Source organism: Methylomonas paludis, assembly GCF_018734325.1.
GTDB classification, from domain to species: domain Bacteria; phylum Pseudomonadota; class Gammaproteobacteria; order Methylococcales; family Methylomonadaceae; genus Methylomonas; species Methylomonas paludis.
This window is the reverse complement of sequence record NZ_CP073754.1, coordinates 1961330-1983753: the sequence shown is the minus strand read 5'-3', so window position 1 is coordinate 1983753 and position 22424 is coordinate 1961330. Positions and strand designations below refer to the sequence as shown.

Genomic DNA, 22424 nt, shown 5'->3' with positions numbered 1-22424 from the left:
CCGGATGAAAGCACCAATTGCCAACTTCATTCGTGGGGATACTATGAACGCCGATGCCTAATTGAGTCCAAAATTGGAAATAACCCGGAAATACAGCTTATTTTCGGGTTAAATTGGCTCATTTTATAAAAATCAGTTGTATATTGAAATATTAGACCAATTTTTAGACTAACTGCCGCTCGATAGGTTCGTTTTTCAGAGATTCCCCAACATTCATTTTTTTGGCAATGTGTTTTTGACTTTAAACCATATCGCATAAAGACTGGGCAAAAACAATAATGTCAGCACCGTACCCACGGCTGTTCCCCCTATCAACGTATAGGCCATGGATCCCCAGAATACGGAAGAGGTCAGTGGGATAAAGGCCAGTATCGCGGCCAGCGCTGTCAGTACCACGGGCCGCGCCCGTTGCACCGTTGCTTCGACCACGGCATTGAAATCATCCAGACCTTTATTCTGGTTCTGTTTGATTTGATCAATCAGAATCAAGGTATTGCGCATTAGTATTCCCGACAGACCGATTAATCCAAGAATCGCATTAAATCCAAAGGGCTGGTTAAATAACAGCAACACCGGTACCGTGCCCACCAAGCCCAGCGGCCCGGTCAGAAACACCATGATCATGGCTGAAAATGATCTAACCTGAAAGATAATCACGGTTAAGGTCAGGGCCAGCATAATCGGAAAGATCGGCAGCAAGGCCTTATTGGCTTTTTCTGCCTCTTCTATGGAGCCAGCCATTTCGATCTTGTAATCGGACGGCAGCGCTTGAATGATGGGAGCTAATGCCTGCCAGACTTCCGTTGAAACTTGTGGCGGTTGCAGGGTTTCATCAATGTCCCCACGTACTGTCATGGTTACATAGCGATCACGACGCCTGATTAAGGGCTCTTCGGGTAGCAATTCAATCGATCCGACTTGTCTTAGCGGAATGATCTTCCCCTCGTTATTGGTCAAGTTGAAATCTGTAATACGTGCGGGGTCGAGGCGTTGCTCACCTGCACTTCTGGCAATAATATCCACCGTCCGTATATTTTCCCGAACTTGGGTAACGGGTACACCGGTCAGCAGGAATTGCAATTGTTCAGCTACAGCGGTTGGTGTCATGCCGATCACTTTCAGCCGCTCCTGATCCAAAACAAAATGCAGGGTGGGCTGGAGATTCCCCCAATCCTGATTGACTTGGCGCATGTTGGGGTTTTTCCGCATCAGATCTGCCACTTCGTTACTGATGGATCTGACTTTATCGGCATCAGAACCCATGACCCGGAACGCAACTGGAAACGGTGACGGTGGTCCAAATACCAGCTGAGTAGCCCGGACTTTTGCTTCCGGCGCCAGTCCATTCTGTACGGATTCTCGTAAACGTGACTTTAGTTTTTCCCGAGCGTCCTGATCGGGCGTTAGGACAATAATTTTGGCAAAGGAAGGGTCGGGCAATTCTGGAGAAAATGCCAGAAAAAATCTCGGTGCGCCCTGGCCAATATAACTGGTCACGACCTTGGATTCGGGTTGTTGCTTCAACCATTGCTCCACTTTGGCGCTAGCAGCACTGGTGGCATCAATATTTGTACCATAGGGCATCTGAATTTCCACCAGCATTTCCGGGCGATCCGAACTGGGGAAAAACTGTTGCTTCACGCTCCCCATGCCGACGATGGCGGCAAAAAAAGACAGCAGAACAGCTGTAGCCACTTTTTTCTTATTGATCACAGACCAGATGACAAGATCGCGAAAACGGCGGTAATTCGGGGTGGCGTAAATGGCCTCATGCCCACCCTTGACCGGCTCGATGACAGGCAGTAGCTTGACGCCTAGGTACGGGGTAAAGAAGACTGCCACCAACCAGGAGGTCAGTAATGCGAATCCCACGATCCAGAATATATTGCCGGCATATTCTCCGGCAGTGGACTTGGCAAAACCGACTGGCGTGAAGCCAATCACCGTGATCAATGTTCCGGTTAGCATGGGCGCAGCCGTACTGCTCCAGGCATAGGCGGCCGCTTTGATACGATCAAGACCTTCTTCCATTTTGACTACCATGATCTCGATGGCAATGATGGCATCATCTACCAGCAATCCGAGCGAAATAATCAATGCACCCAAGGTGATCCGATCAAAGGCACGATCGGTGATCATCATCACCACTAGCACAGCGGCCAGTGTTAGGGGAACAGCAGCCGCGACAACAATACCCACCCGCCACCCCATACTCAGCAGGCTGACCAGCATCACGACACCCAGGGCTACAAAGAACTTAAGCATGAATTCATCAACCGATTCTTTGATGTTCACAGCCTGATCGGATATCTGCTTAAATTGGTAGCCCAGCGCCAGTTCGCTGCTTATTTTGCTTTCTTCCGTCTCCAGCGCCTTACCCAGTTTGAGACCGTTCCAGCCCTCCTGCATCACCACACCCAGCACTAATGCCGGCTTGCCATCATGCCGAATAATAAAAGTGGCGGGATCCTCGTAACCTCTTTTGACTTCAGCAATATCGGCAAGCTTGAAAGATTGTCTGGCGGCGACTATCGGGGTATTGCGAATTTTATCGAGACTATCATAAGCGCCATCAAGACGAACAAACAATTGGGGGCCGGAGGTTTCGATCGATCCCGCTGGCGTTAGGGCATTTTGCTTGTGCAGCGCCTCGAGAATCTGGTATGCACTCACGCCAAGATTGGCTAACCGCTCATTGGATATTTCCACGAAAATGCGCTCCGGACGCTCCCCAAATAGGTCGACCTTTTTTACGCCAGGTACATGGAGCAGTTTTTGCCGGATATTTTCTGCTTCTCGCGTCAGTAATGGTAATGCAAGTCCGTCAGCCTGCAGCGCATACAAGGCAAAAGTGACATCGGAATATTCATCATTGATAAATGGCCCAAGTGTTCCCTGCGGAAGCTTGTACGCTTCATCACCCAGTTTCTTTCTGGCCTGATAGAACTGCTCAGGAACATCGCCAGGCGGAATGTTATCTTTCAGTGTCAGTGTCATCAAAGCCAGGCCGGGACGCGTCATGGTTTCGACGCGATCGTACCAGCGTAATTCCTGCAAGCGCTTCTCATAGGGTTCTGCGACAAGATCTTGCATTTCCTGGGCTGTCGCACCAGGCCAAGCCGCGCTAATGACCATTTGTTTAATGGTAAAGGGTGGATCCTCGGCGCGGCCAAGATTGAGAAAAGCGTATATGCCAGCCCCTGTGATGACCATGATCAGGAAAAGCGTAATTGCCCGTTCTTTGACGGCGAATGCGGATAAGTTAAAACCGTTCATTTGAGCACCACCTTGCTGCTGTCAGCCACTCTTACCCGTTGGCCTTCATGGAGAAGATGTGCCCCCAGCGCAACTATCTGCTCTGCTTGGCTGACCTCACCTGTCACGAATACAAATTCCGCAGAGACTTGTTTGACACTGACTTTCCGCAGGGATACAGCGAAATTATCAGGATTGACGATCCAAATGCCCACTGTTTGTCCGTCATCATAAATAGCTGATAAAGGGATTTGTAGCAGCGGTTCACCTACACTATTTAACTCGACGGAAACAGTAGAACCCAAGGGAATAGCAGGCGAATCAGGAATCACATATCTGGCTGTAAAAGTGCGGGAGGCTGGATCAGCTGCTTTGCTCAACTCTCGTAAGTGCACCCGGTATTTTTTTGACTGTTCACTATAGATCTGGGCCGTTGCTTCGCTACCAATCGCAGGTCTGACACTCTCCGGTAGATACACTTCTGCCTCACGTGGACCATTTTTGGCAACACGAACCACGGCTTGGCCTGAGGCCACTACTTGTCCTGGCTCAACAAATACGCCAACAACAATGCCGTCAGCATCAGCAACAAGCTCGGCATAGGAATCCGCATTTTTAGCGATGTTGGCTTGCGCCTTTGCGGCTTCAAGGCTGGCTGCGGCAGCATCCAGCCCGGCTTTGACCGCATCATAAGCTTGAGCAGAAATTGCGCCCTGTTCGCTTAAGCCATTGAGACGCGCTTCATCGGCAACAGCCTGGGTATATTTTGCCTTGGCCGTTGCCACTGCGGCTGCCTGTGCAGAATAGTTAAGCAGCAAATCATTACGGTCCAGGCGCATCAATACCTGGCCCTTGCGTACCGCCTGCCCCACATCCACTTTGCGTTCGATCACTTTTCCGGCAACCCGAAAACCGATATTGCTTTCTACCCGAGCCTTCACCACACCGGTGTACACAGTATCCTCTCCACCAGACCAAGTGGCTTTTGACACAACCACCAACGGCGGTTCAAGCCGGGCATCACTGGCCGGAGGCTGGGAGCAGCCCATGACCAGAGTCAGCATTAAAACCGGAATACTCCGGTTTGCTAAGTTGCAACACGTTTTCATAGTTATTGCTCCGCAAAAAAAGTAACGAATTTATTATCAGATACAAGTAACGTATTTGTCAAATCGTAACTTATTGGGCAATAAAATATCCAAAAAGGCACTTAAAAAATCAGGGGGCCAGACTTCTGAGTACCAGATTGGTGACGGCAACAGCATGTTGACGCAACACTTCCGGCTCTGACTGTTCCAACAGAATAGGATGAGAAAATGGGTACAGGGTTTCCACAATCGCCATGACTACCTCATCTAAAGGGGTCTTCCTTTCGAACTCCCCGGAGGCCCTGCCATCCTGCAGGATTTTGGTGATGACTTCGTATTTTGTTTCGTGATATCTGGTGGTGGCGCACCAGCGCCCTTCAACTGCTGCGACCGTGATCTCATGCAGTTTTCGCTCGTTGAAAAAAATCTCCAAGCCCTTGTCTAACAAGGTTGTATAAAGATTTCTAAGACGTTGGGATGCCGACATGTCGCTATTGGCCACCTCGTGCATCGCTGTAATAATTTTGCCAAGCGCCATGCTGCAAATCGCCTCGCCAATAGCCTGTTTAGAATCAAAGAAGCGATATACATAGGCGCTTGAAACGCCAATCGCCTTTGCCAGATCAGCTACAGAGGTTTTTTTATAGCCATAGATACGGAAGTGCTCGTTAGCCGATTCTATAATCTGGATGCGCCTTTCATGAATTGCAGGGCCGCGCTGTCCGCTGGCGGTTTGGGCGGAATCTAATGTTTCTTTTTTCATAAAGCACTACCGTTAAAATAAATTTAAATGCATCGTTAGATATTACAGAGTTCCAAAAGTGTTGACAACAAGTAACGATTTTGTATAATCGTTACAGCCAATCACTTCGGGGATACAACTATGAACCAGCTGACCAAAACATCGCTTTGCCTGGCTATCCTGACAGTATTTAATGGCTGCATGGTCGGGCCGACCTATCAACAGCCTGCCCCTGTTGCTGCAAAACCGTTCTTGCATGCCGCTGCGCTGAATCAGGAAAACGGGAATACTCCAAAAAATATGGCCGATATCAATCGCTGGTGGCACAGTTTTAATGATGAGCAACTAATTAAATATATTGATCGGGCGTTAAAGCAAAACCTGACCCTACGACAAGTGGCGGCCAGAGTAAACCAGGCCCAGGCCCAGGTCAGCGGGCTATCCGCTCAGCTGCTGCCGTCTGGACAGCTGAATACTCAGGCGACCAAGGCACATATTTCCCTGCAAGACTTAACCGGACGAGTCCTTAATTCTATGCCCGGCTTTAATCGTAATCTAGACGTTTATGACCTCAACGCCAGTCTTAACTGGGAACTTGATCTGTTTGGCGGAACTCGTCGGGCAATTGAGGCTGCCCAAGCCGAATATCAGGCGGCTAATGCGTCAGTCTCTGCTGCACAGCTGGAAATCAGTGCCGCAGTCGCTGAAACCTATGTCAGCATTCGTACCCTGCAAACCCGGATTGCCATCGCCAGGGAAAGAGTAAACACGCAAGCCAGACTTGTCGAATTAATTAAGCTGCAATTCGCGCGCGGCATCGTCTCAGAAGCCCGACTCAGACAAGCCGAAGCGACATTAGCCGAGGTACAAGCCGCTATTCCGGTTCTGGAAAACCGGCTGGAAATGGCCATGAATACTTTCGATGTATTGCTGGGTGATCAACCTGGCACCAATCAGGCTGGGCTGGCAACATGTCAGGCTATACCTGCTGCACCCGGTATAGACACCGCCACCGGCCCGACTGAATTATTAAGACGCAGACCCGACATCATCGTCGCAGAACGGCGATTGGCAGCAAGCAGCGCCATGATAGGCCAGGCAATATCCGAATATTACCCGAAAATTTCCTTAACCGGCCTAATCGGCACCATTACCACCAAGTATGGGGCGCTGTTCAGTTCAGACGCCAATCGGGCCGCAGGTGTAGTGGGTTTACGCTGGCGACTATTCGACTTTGGCAGGGTAGAAGCAGAAGTCGCGGCAGCGGAAGGTCTCAATAACGAGGCCTTGGCTGCTTATCGCCTGACAGTATTGCAGGCCACCGCCGATGTAGAAAATGCATTTTCTACTGTGCTGAAAACAAATGAGGAACATCGAATGTTGACTAATGGCCAGACCGCGCTGACCAAGGCCCGCGACGCGGCTGTTGCCGGTCATAAAAGCGGTGCCTTAAGTCTACTGGAAGTACTTGATGCCGACGAACACCTGCTGAAAATGCGTGATGCCATGACCCAAGCCCAATCGGACTCAGTACGGGCCACTATCCAGTCATTCAAGGCGCTCGGCGGCGGTTGGGATGCGGTTTCCTTGGGGTAGGCCGTCGATTTTTCTTTCAGGCCGGTTAAATATTGGCATGCTTCGGTTTCGCTTGATGAGCGAACATCTTCTGCGGTTGGCCGAAGCCACAACAGCGCGGCGCATATGTTCAAAACCAGTCATCTATAACATTTTAACCAAAGGACATCAGCATGAAACTTAGCAACAACACCATTTTTTAGACGAACTGCCGCTCGATAGGTTGGTTTTCGGAGGTTACTCAGCACAATTATCAATACCTCTTTTTTTAAAGGGGCCTTGGGGCATTAAGCAAGTCCCTTTTTTTGGGCGGGATATTTGTGGATATGATACATTTTCATTGCAAAACAATTTGATACAGTCCAAGTGAATTTACCTGCAGCGACTGATATTGGGAAGTTTCGCGATCTGGCCGGGCGCAGCCGATAAGACTTCAGCTTGGTGAGCAAATCGATGGTTGTCGAACGGATGTCGCACGATCACATTAATTCAGCAAGCCATACCCTACTCCAACTATTTGAAAATGAGGTAAGCCATGCTTAGCAAAATCTGGTGGACGATAACCATGACCCTGCTGGTCATTCCCGCACAGGCTACTGTGCTGACCGGCAGCGTTTCCTTTAATGCCGGACTTTATACCTATAGTTATCAATTATCAGCTTCGCCGACTCCAGTTACAGAGGTGTCGGTACTTATCGACAGTACCAACGCAAACTGGAATTTGACGCCCGTATCGACAACCAATCCCAACGGTTGGAATTTCTTTACCACGGGCGGATTGTTTCCGGATGGTCAATATGATCATTACGTAACCTACTGGACCTGGCAGTTGTGGCCAACGCCAAGCAACAGTGCCACCGATGCCGTGTCCGGATTTTCGTTCACCACGCCACAGGCGCCGGCCACCACCCAGGCCTTCAGCTATAGCTACTTTTTGTACAGTCCATATTCCGATCTGCCTAATCAGGGCAGCTTTTACAATGGCAATGTGGTGGGGCCTGACTTTCTAGGGGTGTCGCCCCCTGCACCTATACCTGAGCCGGCTACGCCAATGTTATTTGCTGTATCCGGGATTATGCTCTGGCAGATAATGTCTCGTCAGAAAAATCTGAATGTTCGCACGGTGAAGGCAGGTCTGTAATCAGGAACAGGCCGTTTATACCGAAGCTCTGGCTGCACGCATCAGCTGCTTCATATCTCTGACGGCGGTTTCCAGACCGGAAAATACCGCCTGGGCTATGATGGCATGACCGATGTTTAGTTCGACTATCTGGCCGATATGGCAGATGTCTTCAACATTGTGCAGAGTCAGGCCGTGGCCGGCGTTAACCTGTAAGCCGGCTTGATGCGCGTATTTGGCGGCATGATGCAGGCGTTGCAATTCCTGAAGTCTGCTGTGTTTATTCTCGGTATCGGCATAGCGGCCGGTATGCAGTTCAATTACTGGTGCGCCGGCACTGACGGCGGCATCTATTTGGCGCAGATCAGGATCAATGAATAATGACACCTCCACACCAGCAGCAGCCAGGGTTTCGCAGGCGGCACGAATGGTATCCGGGTTGCCGGCAACATCCAGGCCGCCTTCAGTAGTAAGTTCGGCGCGGCGTTCCGGCACCAGGCAGCAGGCAGCAGGCTGGACTTGTACGGCAATAGCAATCATTTCGGCAGTGACGGCCATTTCCAGGTTCAGGCGGGTTTGCAAATGCTCTTTTAATAAGTGAATGTCGCGGTCCTGAATATGCCGGCGATCTTCACGCAAGTGGGCGGTGATGCCGTCGGCTCCGGCCTGTTCGGCTATCAGCGCGGCTTGTAATGGATCGGGATAACGGGTGCCTCTAGCCTGACGCAAAGTGGCGATGTGGTCGATATTAACGCCCAGCAATATGATTTGTTTTTCCATTTAACTTAATTTTTTTATGGTAAATACTTAAGGGAGCTAAGTATACCAAGCGCTGCCGGTTTTCGCTGGGTGGAAAATTATTCGTATCTACTCACTACGCCAAGCATCAATTGACCAATAAGGCATAGATGTGCTGAACCCAGTGAAAGGCATCAATTGCGAACCATGTCCCGCACATCCTCTAACTTTTCCGTCTACACAAACTTGGACAACCGGCTAGAGGCTATCTATGTGCAGGGTAAATTTACCACCGGCAATCGGTTAACAAAGACTTAAACTGCTTTGCGGCGTTTCATCAGGCCCGCCAAACCCAAAAACGCCGGGATATACATCCATACCGATGCGGGCAGCGGGGCGACCAAAAACACATCATTGAGGGTGATATAGCTGTAGGTGCCGTCTTGATTGGCTTGCAAAGGTGTACTGGTGAATGCGCCGTAAACACTGGCAGAAACATTTTGGTTTTGCAGATAGCTACTAACGTCATAGCCGCTGCTGGAAGTATAGCTGTCGTTGGCTATGGCATTAACTACATTTAAACCATTGCCGATGATTTGGCCAAATACGGTATAACCGCCGTTATTGCTGGGACCCAGGGTTGAAGTATTGTCCACCAGATTAAAAAACCATTGGTCGGTAGCGCTGTTGGCGTTGCCGCTCTGTTTGGCCATAGCGATGGTGCCGATAACATTGGCTGCACCATATTCATTGACTACCGGTGACTTGGTGGGGATCAGGGTGGGCAAATCGGTGGTATTGACGATGTTACTACCGCCGCTTAAGCTGAATCCGCCGCCTTGCAACACAAAACCAGGTACGGTGCGATGAAAAATTGAATTGTTATAAGCGCCGCTTTCCACATAACTTAAAAAATTGGCTACAGTTTGAGGGGCGGTAGCATCATAAAGCTGAATATTGATATTACCTAATGAGGTTTCCATGGTCACAACGGTGGCTTGCGCTGTTGTGAAGGGGAAAAGCGAACTGAGGCTTAATAAAGATAATAAGGTGGTGCGGATTAATAACATACCTGTCTCCGTAGTGATTTTTTTGCGATAGCGGTTAAGCTGATGCGATATCTTAAATTAAAACCGGCCTGCTGGGAAGTGTAAGCTGAAATGTAGTAGTGCTGGTATTTTGTTTCACTTGTCTCAGTATTGCGCCAATGTTTCAATTTGAAACAATTATTGATGCAGTATAATTACCCACATTAAATTAACAGCCTGTTTATGCTTTTAAATCATAAGCATAGTGACATAGTTATAGCATTGAACTTATCTGGCATCAATATTGTATAACAATATTATCAAGTCCAAATTCAATGCGGAGTATGTCATGATTTTCAGACAATTATATGAACCGGAAACTTCAACCTATACTTATCTGCTGGGCTGTCAGCGCAGCAGGCGTGCCTGTTTGATCGATACGGTTGCCACCCAAGCCGCCGAATATATTGCTTTATTGTCCAGTCTGGATCTGCGACTGATATATACCCTGGAAACGCACGTACATGCCGATCACATTACTGCCGCTGGTCTGCTGCGTGAGCAATTGGGCAGTAAAAGTGTGGTGCATCGGGATGCCGGGGCATCCTGTGCTGATTTAATGGTGACGGATGGGGTCTTGCTGCAAATCGGCGATCTGGAGATTGTGGTGCGGCATATGCCGGGCCATACCGCAGGATGTGTCAGTTATGTGCTGCCTGACCGGGTGTTTAGCGGCGATGCTTTGTTGATAGATGGTTGTGGACGCACTGACTTTCAGCAAGGCGATGCCGGCCAGTTGTATGACAGCATCACCCAAAATTTATTTACCTTACCACCTGATACCCTGGTTTATCCAGGGCATGATTATCAGGGTAATACCGTTTCAACAATTAAGCAGGAGATGGCAAAAAACAGTCGTTTGGGTTTTAAACGTAGCCGGGAGGATTTTATTGCCCTAATGCGGGACCTAAAACTGGCGTATCCCCAGCAAATCCACACAGCTATTCCAGCCAATCAGTCCTGTGGTTCCGTTACTATTGCTGGAGGAGACTGTTCATGACCTTGACTCTGGTGTTAGCCGTGGCGATAGGGTTGGTGTTGGGTTTGCTGGGCGGAGGCGGCTCGGTGTTGACAGTGCCGATGCTGGTGTATGTGTTGCATGTTGAACCTAAGCTGGCAATAGTCACTTCGTTTGTGGTGGTGGGATTATCCAGTTTGCTGGCATTACTGGCTCATGCCAGACGCGATACAGTGTGCTGGAAAAGCGGATTTTTTTTCGGTTCTGCCGGGATGGTGGGAGCATATGGCGGTGCACATCTGGCCGGCCATTTCAGCAGCACGGCACTGATGAGTTTATTTGGCGGTATTTGTTTGGTAACAGGTGTGTTAATGTTGGGTCGTGGTCAGCGACCCTTGCAAGCTGCTTATGCCTTGAGAATTAAATTGTGTCCGCTACGGGTGCCTTATTTGCCGGTGCTGTTTGACGGTTTTTGGGTGGGCGTAGTGACCGGCATGGTCGGTGTGGGTGGCGGTTTTTTGATTGTGCCGGCCCTGACCCTGCTGGTGGGCTTGCCGATGCAGGGCGCAATTGGCACCTCGCTGTTGATTATTGTCATGAATGCGGTAGCAGGATTAAGCGGTTATAGTCAGTTTGTGGCTCTGGATATGAATTTGACCCTGGTGGTAGGTGCCGGCACGCTGAGCGGCAGTATGATAGGTAGTCTGGCTTCGGCCCGGATTAATCCACTGATATTGCGCCAGCTGTTTGCTGTGCTGGTGATTGCGGTGGCGCTATATACCTTGTCCCAATCTTTACATAGTCAGGATATGCAGTTTTTGCTGGATTTTTGGCGGGTACCGATGCACATAGTTTTCACGCTAGCCGGTTTGGTATTGATTTTGGTGTTGGTACGGCTGAGTCGCTGGATACATAAACCCCGGTTTTTAGATTTGCATCCGGCAGCTAAATAAAATTCCCGACAATTTCTGTGTTTATTGCTAGTATTAATTGATGATCCAGTTATTTTGGAGTTGCCATGCCAGTAAAGCAAAGCCCTACCCTGCCCCGCCCCGGTTTATTGCGCCGGCAAATCGGCATTGCGCTGCTGGTTAAACTGATTTTGTTGATCGGCTTATGGTTTTTACTGTTCCGCTGGCACGGTAAACCGGTACCCGCTGATATGAACCAATTGTTTGCAGTTCCGGCAGCAACGGATTTTTCTTCTCAATCTATAAAGGAGTCGCGTGATGTTCGGTGATGATATTGTCATGCTGTCCAGGCTGCAATTTGGTCTGACTGCCTTGTATCACTTTCTATTTGTGCCGCTGACCCTGGGCATGACGTTTTTGCTGGGGATTATGGAATCGGTGTATGTGATGACCGGCCGGGAAATCTATAAGGATATGACCAAATTCTGGGGCAAACTGTTCGGCATCAACTTTGCGATGGGTGTGACTACCGGGATTACCTTGGAATTCCAGTTCGGTACCAACTGGTCATACTATTCGCATTATGTGGGAGATATTTTCGGGCCCTTGCTGGCCAGCGAAGGCTGGATGGCGTTTTTTCTGGAATCGACCTTTGTGGGTTTATTCTTTTTCGGCTGGGATAAATTGACTCGGGTGCAACATTTGACCGTGACCTGGTTACTAGCGATAGGCACCAATATCTCGGCTTTGTGGATATTGATAGCCAATGGCTGGATGCAGTATCCGGTGGGCGCAGAATTTAATTATGAAACCCTGCGCATGGAGTTGACCAGTTTTGCCGATGTGTTTTTTAATCCGGTGGCCCAGGTTAAATTTGTGCATACCGTGGCTGCTGGTTATGTCACCGGCTCCATGTTTATTTTAAGCATCAGTGCCTGGTATCTGTTGCGGCAGCGTGACAGTGCTTTTGCCCGGCGTTCGTTCACGATTGCCGCAGCGTTTGGCCTGGCTTCGATTTTATCGGTCATAGTCCTGGGTGACGAGAGTGGTTATACCTCTGGTGAAACCCAAAAAATCAAACTGGCCGCCATTGAAGCCGAATGGGAAACCGAACCGGCTCCGGCCAGTTTTACTTTGTTTGGCTTCCCAGACCAGCAAAACCAGCAAACTGATTTGGCTTTGAAAGTGCCTTATCTGCTGGGTTTAATCGCCACCCGTTCGATAGACGAAGAAGTTAAGGGGTTAAAAGAGCTGCATGCTGATAGTATCAAACGCATTAAAAGCGGTATGTTGGCTTACGGCACCTTACAAAAACTGCGCAACGGTGATGTGAGTGCGGCTACCAAAGCCGATTTTGACAGCCATAAAGCTGATTTAGGTTATGGTTTATTACTGAAAAAATATACCAGTCAGGTGGTGGATGCCGATGCCGCCACTATTATTCGGGCGGCTGACGATACCATACCGGCTGTGGCGCCGCTGTTCTGGACGTTTCGGATCATGGTGTTGTGCGGGGTTATCATGCTGTTTGTGTTTGCGGCGGCATTTTATTATTGTTCCATCCGGCTGGTTGAACACAAACGCTGGTTATTGCGTCTGGCGGTCTGGAGTCTGCCCTTGCCGTGGATAGCCGCAGAAACCGGATGGTTTGTTGCCGAATTTGGCCGTCAGCCCTGGACCATAGCCGGGGTGTTGCCAACGCATCTAAGTGTATCCAGTATCAGCAGTGGCCAAATTTGGCTGAGTATCGGCGGCTTTGCCCTGTTCTATACAGTATTGCTGATCATAGAGCTGTATCTGATGCAAAAATATGTACGGTTAGGGCCAAGCAGTCTGCATACCGGCCGTTACCATTTTGAACAAACTGTCAGTCATTAGGCCGAGGCGAGGAATTTATCATGTTTGATTATGAAGCTATCCGTTTGATCTGGTGGGTATTTATTGGTGTGGTAGCCATTGCTTTTGCAGTGACGGAAGGGTTTGATTTTGGCGTGGGCAGCTTACTGCCGTTTGTGGCCAAAACCGATATTGAACGCCGAGTGGTTATTAATACAGTGGGAGCCACCTGGGAAGGTAATCAGGTCTGGCTGATTTTGCTGGGCGGGGCCATCTTTGCGATCTGGCCGGCGGTTTATGCCACTTTGTTTTCCGGCTTGTATGTGGCTATGCTGCTGGTGTTGCTGGCGCTTTTCTTTCGTCCGGCCGGTTTTGATTACCGGGGCAAGCTGGCGAATCCGCAATGGCGAAATGCCTGGGACTGGGCGCTGTTTTTGGGTGGCACCCTGCCGCCGGTGTTGTTTGGAGTGTTGGCGGGTAATTTAGTGCTGGGTTTGCCGTTTCATTTTGATGAAGATTTGCGGCCTATTTATGATGGCTCGTTCTGGGCCTTATTGAGTCCGTTTGCCTTGTTATGCGGTGTGGTGAGTCTGGTGGGTACCAGTTTTCATGGCGCTTTATTTTTAAAATGCCGCACCGAGGGTGTGATCTACGACCGGGTGACGCTGGCGGTTAATTGGTTGGGCTTGTTGTTGTTAGTGGGGTTGGTAGTGACAGTAGCCTGGGTATTGCTGGGGCTGGAGCGGCCGGAAATCACCCAAATGCCGGCTCATGATGCGCCTTCCAATCCTTTGCATAAATTGGTAATTGCGGCGGGTCATGGCTGGATTGCCCATTTTCTGGATCATAGCTGGATGTTGGCGGCACCGGTGCTGGGTTTTGCTGGTTTACTTCTGGCTTGGGTGCTGGGTAAGGGCCAGGCCAAACTGTTGGCGTTTAGCTTTAGCAGTCTGGGTATCGCCGGGATATTGCTGACCCTGGGTTTTGGCCTGTTTCCTTTTCTGCTGATTTCCACCACTAATCCTAATGTCAGTTTGACTTTATGGGATGCCACTTCCAGTCATACCACTTTGTTGTTGGCATTCTGGATTACCCTAGTGTTTTTGCCTATTGTGCTGCTGTATACCCGCTGGGTGTATAAAGTGCTGTGGGGCAATATCAGTGAAGCCAGCGTGTTAAAAGACACACATACACTTTATTAATTGGAGAAGCGCAATGTGGTATTTTGCCTGGATATTAGGAGTTGGTTTTGCAGCCGCGTTTGCCATTATCAATGCGATGTGGCTGGAGTCGGTGAGCGATCAGGAACACTGGGATGACAGCAATCGTTAGATAATACCAATGGATTGATGAGGTAGTTTTGCATTGTAAAAATCAATGATTAATATAAATTTATTCTATTTTACTATGCATTAAGTCATAGCTTAAACTGTCGGACAGCAAGCAACTTGTAGTTAAACTTTCCGATAAACCATTGCCACAGTGGAGAATTAAGCATGACTAGTCCGTTGGATGATAAAGAATTGCGCCGCAGCATACGTCTGCTGGAATCGATATTGGTTAAGGTTTTGAATACCGCTGCCGGGCCGGACGTAGCTGCTACGGTAGAGCGTTTGCAGCGTGAATTTACGGCTTTGCGCCGCAATGGCGATTCGGCGTTGCGGCGCAAACAGTTGCAGGCCACTATAGAAACATTGCCGGCAGAGATTATCAGCAATGTGGTACGGGCTTTTAATCTGTATTTCAGTCTGGTGAATATAGCCGAGGAATCTTACGGTTTACGCCAACGCATCCGCCAGGCTGAACGCGGTGGGCATTTTTGGCCGGGTTCATTTCACGATACATTACTAAATTTAAAACAGTCCGGAGTCACTGCAGACCAGTTGCAAGTGCTGTTGGATGAATTACTGTATTTGCCGGTCATGACGGCGCACCCTACCGAATCAAAACGCCGCACTATCAAGGGTGCGCTGCGTAATATCTTTTTAACCCACGAACAACTCAATGATCCGCAATTAAAAGGCTATTACCGCCAGGAAGCGATGGAGCGTCTGGAAAGCCAGATTCATTTACTTTGGAAAACCGACGAAGTGCGCGCTCACGGCATGTCAGTGGCCGATGAAATTGAAACCGGTCTGTCCTATTTTCCGGGTTCTTTGTTCCAGGCAACGGCGCTGGTATACCGGAATTTTGAACGCTCTTTGCAAAATGTTTACGCTGATGCCGCCGAGCAAGTGCGCATCCCCAACTTTTTGAGTTATGGCTCCTGGATAGGCGGTGACCGGGATGGTAATCCTAATGTAACACCCGAAACCACAGTTTTGGCCGTGCGCCTGCAAGCGCGCACTATTTTGCAGGAATATGTGCGGCGCCTGGATGAGTTACGCGGGCAATTATCCTATTCTTATGGCTTGTGCCAGCCCAATGCTGATTTTATGGACAGTCTGGCTGCAGATCGCGCCTTATTGGGCCCAATAGTGGCGCAAATCGAAAAACTGGATTTACAGGAACCTTACCGGCATAAGTTGTCTTTAATGAAATACCGCATGAGCTTGAATCTGGCGCGTATTGAGCAAGCTCTGGCAGACAATTCACCGTTGACCGGCGGTTTTGACTACAGTCTGAATCAATTCCAGGCCGATTTGGCTGTGATCAGGACTTCTCTGCATAGTCATGGCGATGCCCAAATCGCCGGTCTGGAATTACATGATCTGATTCGGCTCAGCCAGACCTTTGGCTATCATCTGATGCAACTGGATGTCAGGCAGGAATCGACCCGGCATAGTCAGGCGGTGGCTGAGATTTTAACAGCGGCACTGGGTCTGGATTATGAAGCTTTGGATGAATCTGACCGGCTGCGGCTATTGAGCGAAGCCATCAGTGCGCCAGGCGGATTGAGTTACGATGCGGCGGTATTGTCGCCGGCAGCCAGGGAAACTCTGCAGGTATTTGAGGTGATTGCCCGGATGCGGATAGAACTGAGTCCGGCCTGCTTCAGCCGCTATGTAATTTCCATGACCCATTCGGCCAGTCATATTCTGGAAGTGTTATTGCTGGCGGCTCAAACCGGTTTGGCGGGACGCATTGGTGGCCGCTGGTATTGCAGTATTGGTGTCAGCCCCTTGTTTGAGACCATAGACGATCTGGAGCGGGTGGAAACAGTACTTAACACCCTGCTCGATGTGCCGGTTTATCAAGATTTATTGACCGCTTCGGGGTTACGCCAGGAAGTGATGCTGGGATATTCGGATTCCTGCAAAGATGGCGGCATTCTGGCCTCGGCCTGGAACCTGTACCGTGCCCAGCAGCGTATTATTGCCATCAGCGATCAGCGTGGCATTAAATGCCGCTTGTTTCATGGTCGGGGGGGTACGGTGGGTCGCGGCGGCGGACCTACCCATGAAGCAATATTGGCGCAGCCCCCTGATTCGGTGCGCGGCCAGATCAAGTTTACCGAACAGGGAGAAATGCTGTTCTATCGCTACAACAATATGGAAACAGCTGTTTATGAACTGACTATGGGTATCACCGGCCTGATCAAGGCCAGTGTCAGTCTGGTGCAGCCGGCCCCTGCCGATGTGATTGAATATCAGACGGTGATGGGCGAACTGGCACGGATAGGCGAACACGGTTTCCGGGAATTGACCGAACAAAGCGATGGTTTTCTGGATTATTTTTATGAGGCCACACCCGTCAGCGAATTTGGTTTGTTGAATATCGGTTCCCGGCCTTCGCATCGCAAGACCCTGGATCGCTCCAAAGGTTCGGTACGGGCTATCGCCTGGGTATTTGCCTGGTCGCAGTCCCGGCAAACTTTTCCGGCCTGGTACGGCATAGGTTCAAGTCTGGCTACCTGGTGTGCCGGTCGGCCGGAACGCCTGCAAATCCTGCAAACCATGTATCGCGACTGGCCGTTTTTCCGTAATTTATTAAGCAATGTGCAGATGGCCTTGAGTAAATCCGATCTGAACATTGCCAAAGAGTATGCCGGTTTGTGTGTGAACCCGGACACAGGTACCCGTATCCACCAATTGATCAGCGGTGAATTTCAGCGTTGCGTGACCTGGATACTGGATATCGTCAATGCCGAGCAGTTACTGGCCAATAATCCGGAGTTAGCCGCGTCATTAAGCCGGCGCGAGGCCTATCTGGGGCCGTTAAACTATGTACAGGTAAACTTGTTGCACCGAATGAGATCAGCCGGCGCAGCCAGTCCGGCTGCGGTGAATCCGTGGATGCAGCCATTGTTGCGCACGATTAATGCCATTGCAGCGGGGATGCGCAATACCGGTTAACCCGAATCATGCGCATCACTGCGTTCAGCGCATCTTATGCCCTATTCGGCTATACAGTTTGGCGTACTACTGGTAGTACGCCAAACTTAAAATGACGGATGAACTTTACTAGTGGGAACGCCTGATTAAGCTGAGGCGAGCAATACATGAATCCAGAGTTTCCATTATCAAGAGTCTATCAACTACTGGAACCTGGGCCGGTGGTTTTATTGACCACAATCGACAAAAATGGCCGGGCCAATGTTATGACCATGTCCTGGCATATGATGGTGAATCAATAACCTTGGCATCGAAAATGCGCTAATAGCCCTAGCCCAATCGATGATTAGGATTCAAAACTGCTGATTTCACCTGTCAAACAAAAACTTCGTTGAGAAAGTTTTGCATGGCTTGCCAGGAACGTTGCTCTGCTATGGGCTGATAGATCAATCCGTAGCCGGGGTCGTTGGCTAAGGGGTTGGTAAAGGCGTGTTTGGTGTTGCCGTACAGATGCATTTGCCAGTCGGCACCGGCCTGGGTGAGTTCGGTTTGTAAAGCCTGGGCTTGCTCGGGCGGGGCCAGCGGGTCGTCGTGACCGTGCAGGATCAGGACTTTGGCTTTAATGCTGGGATTAGGCAAATTGGCCGGGGGGACAAATAAGCCGTGGAAAGCCACTACGCCACGGATGTCGGCACCGGTCCTGGCCAAATCCAGCGCACATAATCCGCCAAAGCAAAAGCCGATGGCGGCAATACGCTGGTTGTCGGCCCAGGGCAGCAATTTGACCGTCGCCAGCGCCGCCTGCAGGCGATGTTGTAATTTGGCTCGGTCGGCCATAAAGGGTTGCATGAGTTGGGCGTTTTGTTCCGGACCTGTGCCCAGCACCCCTTTGCCGTACATATCGGTCGCAAACCCCAAATAACCCAATTCAGCCAGTTTACGGGCTTTATTGGCGACAAATTCATCGCGTCCGGCCCAGGCATGGTGGATAAGCACCACCGGGCGCTGGCCCTGGATAGCGCCATCGTAGGCAAAATAGCCTTCCAGCAGGGTTTCGCCGTCCAGGTAGTTAACAGTATTGGCAACTATGCTCATGGTAATTCTCCATTTTGTTTCAGGCTGGTGATCAGGCCGACTGAGGCCGCTTCCACCAGATCCAGTACCCGCTCAAAACCATTGCCGCCGCCATAGTAAGGGTCGGGTACTTCGCGGATGTTTAAATGCGGTGCGTAATCCAGAAAATAGCGGATTTTATGTTTGTGTTCAGCCGGACAGGCTTGATTGACAATCTGATAATTGTCAGTATCCATCACCAGTATATGATCAAATTCATGAAAATCGTTATGAATGAATTTTCTGGCCCGCAGGTGTTTAAGTTCAACGCCTCTGTCTCTGGCCGCTTTTTGCGATCTTAAATCCGGAGCATCACCAACATGATAGGCATGGGTGCCGGCCGAGTCGATTTTGAAATGATCTAGCAGTTTTTGTTCGGCAGCCAGTGCGGTAAAAACGCCCTCGGCAGTGGGTGAGCGGCAGATATTGCCCATACAAACGAATAATATTTTGATTGGCATGTCGGTGGCTTAAGTTATGTTTAGAGCTTTAGTCGGGCAATTGATCAAGTGCATTTTCTGCGATATCTGTTTTCTGATGTGGTTCTGTCGGCTGGCTGTTTAATACATCGGCAAACAGTGGCAAATAGGCTTGTACGGTATGATTGATGGCCTGCATGGCGTGCTGGTAATTCTCCAGTACCTGTTTGCCCAGCGGGGTTAATTTGGCGCCGCCGCCGTCTTTACCGCCTTTGGCGGTTTGCACCAGCGGCTGTTTAAAGCAGCGGTTCATCACATCTACCAGCATCCAGGCGCGCCGGTAACTCATATTCATGGTTTTGCCGGCCGCCGAAATTGAACCGGTCTGCTGAATGGCGGCCAATAATTCGGCTTTACCCGGCCCCATGGCAATTTCATCCTGATGCAGCAGGCGAAAAGTGACTTTGGGTTTGGGTAAAAGCGGTGGGTTGGTGTGCTGCTGGGTATTCATGCCTGATCGATATTGCGGTGATGGCTGTTAATGGCTCATGTTACACAAAAACCGGTTTTGACGAAACTGTCTAATCCATAGTTCACAAATTAGGTGGATTTTTGCACAGAGCAGCCGCTAAAGGTGCGTGTTCGTGTGGGCTTAGGATAGCCGGATTGCGAGTGGGGAGGTGCGAAATTTTTGCGTAACATTAATAGTATGCTGTCAGTATGGCGCTTCCATGTTAAAATAGGTGGCTTTATTATCTGGGTTTAAATAATGGCAAAAGAAGATCAAATAGAAATGGACGGTAAGGTCATAGACACCCTGCCTAATACCATGTTCAGGGTTGAGCTGGAAAACGGGCACATCGTTACTGCACACATCTCCGGCAAAATGCGTAAGCATTACATTCGTATTCTGACCGGTGACAAAGTTAGAGTGGAAATGACTCCATATGACCTGACCAAAGGTCGCATCACCTTCCGTAACCGCTAGTCCCGTAACCGGGACTAGGTTTACTGCCTGCCTATACCATTTGATTAACTTCAGACTCGGTTGTTTGCTTGCTGTCTATAGCAAAAGCCAGTTCATCATTTTCGACATAGACGCGCACATGGCCGCCATTGGTCAAACGTCCGAACAACAAGTCTTCGGCTAATGGTTTTTTGACTTTTTCCTGAATCAGCCGCGCCATGGGTCTTGCTCCCATTTTGGCATCGTAGCCGCGTTCTGCCAGCCAGGCTCTGGCATCGGCTTCCAGGGTCAGGGTCACATTTTTATCTACCAGTATAGCTTCCAGTTCAAAGATAAATTTATCAACAACGCTGCCGACTATATTGGATTCCAGCGGTTTGAACTGCACCACGGCATCCAGGCGGTTTCTAAATTCCGGCGAGAAGGCGCGTTCAATCACTTTCATACTGTCACTGGCGTGGTTTTGCTGGGTAAAGCCTATCGAAGCCCGGCTGCCTTCTTCTGCCCCGGCATTGGTGGTCATGATCAGGATGATATTGTGAAAATCGGCTTTCCGACCGTTATTGTCGGTCAAGGTGCCGTGATCCATAACTTGCAGCAACAGATTAAACACATCGGGATGGGCTTTTTCCAACTCGTCCAGCAGTAATACCGCATGCGGATGTTTGGTGACGGCCTCGGTTAATAAACCACCCTGATCGAAGCCAATATAGCCTGGAGGTGCGCCTATCAATCTGGATACGGTGTGGCGTTCCATGTATTCAGACATATCAAAGCGCAGCAGTTCTATGCCCAACACTTTGGCCAGTTGGCGAGATACTTCGGTTTTACCCACCCCGGTAGGGCCGGCAAACAAAAATGAGCCTATGGTTTTGGAGCTGTCACGCAAACCGGCACGGGATAATTTAATCGCGGTAGCCAGTTCGACAATCGCTTCATCCTGCCCAAACACCAGCATTTTCAGGTTTTTTTCCAGATTGGCCAGTTTGTCTTTGTCGTTAGCCGACACGGTTTGCGCCGGAACCCTGGCAATTTTGGCGATAATTTCCTCAATTTCGGCAGTATCAATGGTGTCTTTGCGTTCGTTAACCCCGAACAGGCGTTGTCTGGCCCCGGCTTCATCGATCACATCGATGGCTTTGTCTGGCAAGTGCCGGTCGGTAATATAGCGTACCGATAATTCTACCGCGACGCGCAGCGCTTCCTGGGTGTAATTCAGGCCGTGGTATTCTTCAAAACGGGTTTTCAGACCTTTCAGTATTTGTACCGTGTCTTCAATACTGGGTTCAACCACATCAATTTTCTGGAAGCGTCTGGACAAGGCGTGGTCTTTTTCAAAAATACCGCGATATTCCTGATAGGTGGTGGAACCGATGCAGCGTAACTGCCCGGAAGCCAAAACGGGTTTAATCAGGTTGGAAGCATCCATCACCCCGCCGGAAGCAGAGCCAGCCCCGATGATGGTGTGAATTTCATCGATGAACAGGATGGCATGGGGTTCTTTTTTTAACTGAGTGAGCAATTCTTTCAGGCGTTTTTCAAAATCGCCCCGATATTTGGTGCCGGCTACCAAAGCGCCCAGATCCAGAGAATAAATCACGCTTTTTAATAACACCTCAGGCACCTGTTTTTCGACGATGCGTTTGGCCAAACCTTCGACGATAGCGGTTTTGCCGACACCGGCTTCGCCGACCAGCAAGGGATTGTTTTTGCGGCGGCGGCACAGAATCTGAATGGTGCGCTCTACTTCCGGTTCCCGGCCTATCAAAGGGTCGATATTGCCTTTCAAGGCTTCCAGATTCAGGTTGCTGGCGTATTTTTCCAGAGGGTTGCCCAAGTTTTCACTAGGGCTACGTTCGGATTCCGCCTCTTCATTACTGGGTTTTTTGGTTTGCTGCTCAATTTTTGAGACACCGTGCGCCAGATAATTCACCACATCCAGCCGGGTGATATCCTGTTTGTGCAGCAGATACACGGCGTGGGAGTCTTGTTCGCTGAACAGAGCCACGAACAGGTTGGCACCTGTCACTTCCTGTTTATCGGTGGCCTGAACATGAAATACCGCACGCTGTAACACCCGTTGAAAGCCTAAAGTGGGCTGAGTTTCCCGGTGGGTGTTGGGCGGAATTAAGGAAATGGTTTCCTCAATATACTGGGTAAGTCCGGCGCGTAACAGATTGACGTTACAACTACAGGCTATCAGGATAGGTATAGTGCTGGGATTATCCAGCAAGGCAAGTAGTAAATGCTCTACGGTGATGAACTCATGCCGTTTGGCATGTGCATCGGTAAATGCAGCATTCAAGGTCAATTCCAATTCTTTGCTTAGCATAGTTCACC

At 49.7% G+C, this 22424-nt stretch carries 20 protein-coding genes; 11 read left to right on the top strand and 9 right to left on the bottom strand.

The genetic code is table 11. The annotated features are described in order from the left end of the window. Nucleotides 1-213: 213 nt before the first annotated feature. The 3 genes from KEF85_RS09060 to KEF85_RS09050 all read right to left on the bottom strand — a co-directional run bounded on the left by KEF85_RS09060 (nucleotide 214) and on the right by KEF85_RS09050 (nucleotide 5106). Nucleotides 214-3276, bottom strand: coding sequence for an efflux RND transporter permease subunit (locus tag KEF85_RS09060; protein WP_215579675.1), 3063 nt, complete (start codon nucleotides 3274-3276; stop codon nucleotides 214-216). Beyond that, nucleotides 3273-4364 carry an efflux RND transporter periplasmic adaptor subunit gene (locus KEF85_RS09055; RefSeq protein WP_215579673.1) on the bottom strand — a complete coding sequence of 364 codons (1092 nt, stop codon included), beginning with the start codon at nucleotides 4362-4364 and terminating at the stop codon, nucleotides 3273-3275. Before KEF85_RS09055 ends, KEF85_RS09060 begins: the two co-directional genes overlap by 4 nt. A 109-nt stretch (nucleotides 4365-4473) precedes the next feature. After that, entirely contained in the window at nucleotides 4474-5106 is a 633-nt protein-coding gene (locus tag KEF85_RS09050; RefSeq protein ID WP_215579671.1) for a TetR/AcrR family transcriptional regulator, read from the bottom strand. A gap of 120 nt (nucleotides 5107-5226) precedes the next feature. Between KEF85_RS09050 and KEF85_RS09045 the strand changes: the two genes are divergently transcribed. Both KEF85_RS09045 and KEF85_RS09040 read left to right on the top strand, forming a co-directional pair. Continuing rightward, on the top strand, nucleotides 5227-6681 hold the full coding sequence (locus KEF85_RS09045; protein ID WP_215579669.1) for an efflux transporter outer membrane subunit: 1455 nt from the start codon (nucleotides 5227-5229) through the stop codon (nucleotides 6679-6681). 514 nt (nucleotides 6682-7195) lie between these two features. Further along, complete coding sequence (locus tag KEF85_RS09040) at nucleotides 7196-7801, top strand: hypothetical protein (protein WP_215579667.1); 606 nt, start codon at nucleotides 7196-7198, stop codon at nucleotides 7799-7801. A 15-nt stretch (nucleotides 7802-7816) separates the two neighbouring features. Here KEF85_RS09040 and pdxJ read toward each other — a convergent pair whose 3' ends face one another. Further along, nucleotides 7817-8560 carry a pyridoxine 5'-phosphate synthase gene (gene pdxJ / locus KEF85_RS09035; protein ID WP_215579665.1) on the bottom strand — a complete coding sequence of 248 codons (744 nt, stop codon included), beginning with the start codon at nucleotides 8558-8560 and terminating at the stop codon, nucleotides 7817-7819. 272 nt (nucleotides 8561-8832) lie between these two features. Further along, complete coding sequence (locus KEF85_RS09030) at nucleotides 8833-9588, bottom strand: peptidylprolyl isomerase (protein ID WP_215579663.1); 756 nt, start codon at nucleotides 9586-9588, stop codon at nucleotides 8833-8835. A 307-nt stretch (nucleotides 9589-9895) separates the two neighbouring features. On the opposite strand from KEF85_RS09030, the gene KEF85_RS09025 reads away from it, so the two are divergent. The 8 genes from KEF85_RS09025 (at nucleotide 9896) to KEF85_RS16930 (ending at nucleotide 17887) form a co-directional block, all read left to right on the top strand. Beyond that, complete coding sequence (locus KEF85_RS09025; protein ID WP_215579661.1) at nucleotides 9896-10606, top strand: MBL fold metallo-hydrolase; 711 nt, start codon at nucleotides 9896-9898, stop codon at nucleotides 10604-10606. Then, on the top strand, nucleotides 10603-11517 hold the full coding sequence (locus tag KEF85_RS09020) for a sulfite exporter TauE/SafE family protein (RefSeq protein WP_215579659.1): 915 nt from the start codon (nucleotides 10603-10605) through the stop codon (nucleotides 11515-11517). Before KEF85_RS09025 ends, KEF85_RS09020 begins: the two co-directional genes overlap by 4 nt. A 65-nt stretch (nucleotides 11518-11582) precedes the next feature. Continuing rightward, nucleotides 11583-11804 carry a hypothetical protein gene (locus KEF85_RS09015; RefSeq protein ID WP_215579655.1) on the top strand — a complete coding sequence of 74 codons (222 nt, stop codon included), beginning with the start codon at nucleotides 11583-11585 and terminating at the stop codon, nucleotides 11802-11804. Continuing rightward, on the top strand, nucleotides 11794-13353 hold the full coding sequence (locus KEF85_RS09010) for a cytochrome ubiquinol oxidase subunit I (RefSeq protein ID WP_215579652.1): 1560 nt from the start codon (nucleotides 11794-11796) through the stop codon (nucleotides 13351-13353). Before KEF85_RS09015 ends, KEF85_RS09010 begins: the two co-directional genes overlap by 11 nt. 20 nt (nucleotides 13354-13373) lie before the next feature. Further along, entirely contained in the window at nucleotides 13374-14513 is a 1140-nt protein-coding gene (cydB, locus tag KEF85_RS09005) for a cytochrome d ubiquinol oxidase subunit II (RefSeq protein ID WP_215579650.1), read from the top strand. A 13-nt stretch (nucleotides 14514-14526) separates the two neighbouring features. Continuing rightward, nucleotides 14527-14643, top strand: a complete 117-nt coding sequence (cydX, locus tag KEF85_RS09000) for a cytochrome bd-I oxidase subunit CydX (RefSeq protein ID WP_215579647.1) — start codon at nucleotides 14527-14529, stop codon at nucleotides 14641-14643. 164 nt (nucleotides 14644-14807) lie between these two features. Next, nucleotides 14808-17606 (top strand): phosphoenolpyruvate carboxylase, encoded by a 2799-nt coding sequence (ppc, locus tag KEF85_RS08995; protein WP_215579644.1) that lies wholly within the window; start codon nucleotides 14808-14810, stop codon nucleotides 17604-17606. Between the two features lie 146 nt (nucleotides 17607-17752). Beyond that, nucleotides 17753-17887 (top strand): hypothetical protein, encoded by a 135-nt coding sequence (locus tag KEF85_RS16930; RefSeq protein ID WP_281413626.1) that lies wholly within the window; start codon nucleotides 17753-17755, stop codon nucleotides 17885-17887. A gap of 73 nt (nucleotides 17888-17960) precedes the next feature. Here the strand turns inward: KEF85_RS16930 and KEF85_RS08990 are convergent, their stop codons facing one another. The 3 genes from KEF85_RS08990 to KEF85_RS08980 are packed head-to-tail and all read right to left on the bottom strand — an operon-like array spanning nucleotide 17961 to nucleotide 19628. Further along, the gene (locus KEF85_RS08990) at nucleotides 17961-18680 is read right to left on the bottom strand and encodes a dienelactone hydrolase family protein (protein ID WP_215579641.1); all 720 of its coding nucleotides are present in this window, start codon (nucleotides 18678-18680) and stop codon (nucleotides 17961-17963) included. Further along, nucleotides 18677-19159, bottom strand: a complete 483-nt coding sequence (locus KEF85_RS08985; RefSeq protein WP_246534839.1) for a low molecular weight protein-tyrosine-phosphatase — start codon at nucleotides 19157-19159, stop codon at nucleotides 18677-18679. The genes KEF85_RS08990 and KEF85_RS08985 overlap by 4 nt, the downstream gene beginning before the upstream one ends. Before the next feature lie 28 nt (nucleotides 19160-19187). Then, a complete protein-coding gene (locus KEF85_RS08980; RefSeq protein ID WP_246534837.1) occupies nucleotides 19188-19628 on the bottom strand; it encodes a winged helix-turn-helix domain-containing protein in 441 nt (146 codons plus the stop codon). Nucleotides 19629-19886: 258 nt separating this feature from the next. On the opposite strand from KEF85_RS08980, the gene infA reads away from it, so the two are divergent. Beyond that, the gene (gene infA, locus KEF85_RS08975; RefSeq protein ID WP_013819653.1) at nucleotides 19887-20105 is read left to right on the top strand and encodes a translation initiation factor IF-1; all 219 of its coding nucleotides are present in this window, start codon (nucleotides 19887-19889) and stop codon (nucleotides 20103-20105) included. A 31-nt stretch (nucleotides 20106-20136) separates the two neighbouring features. On the opposite strand, the gene clpA is transcribed toward infA, so the two are convergent. Continuing rightward, the gene (gene clpA / locus KEF85_RS08970; protein ID WP_215579638.1) at nucleotides 20137-22416 is read right to left on the bottom strand and encodes an ATP-dependent Clp protease ATP-binding subunit ClpA; all 2280 of its coding nucleotides are present in this window, start codon (nucleotides 22414-22416) and stop codon (nucleotides 20137-20139) included. Nucleotides 22417-22424: the final 8 nt, after the last annotated feature.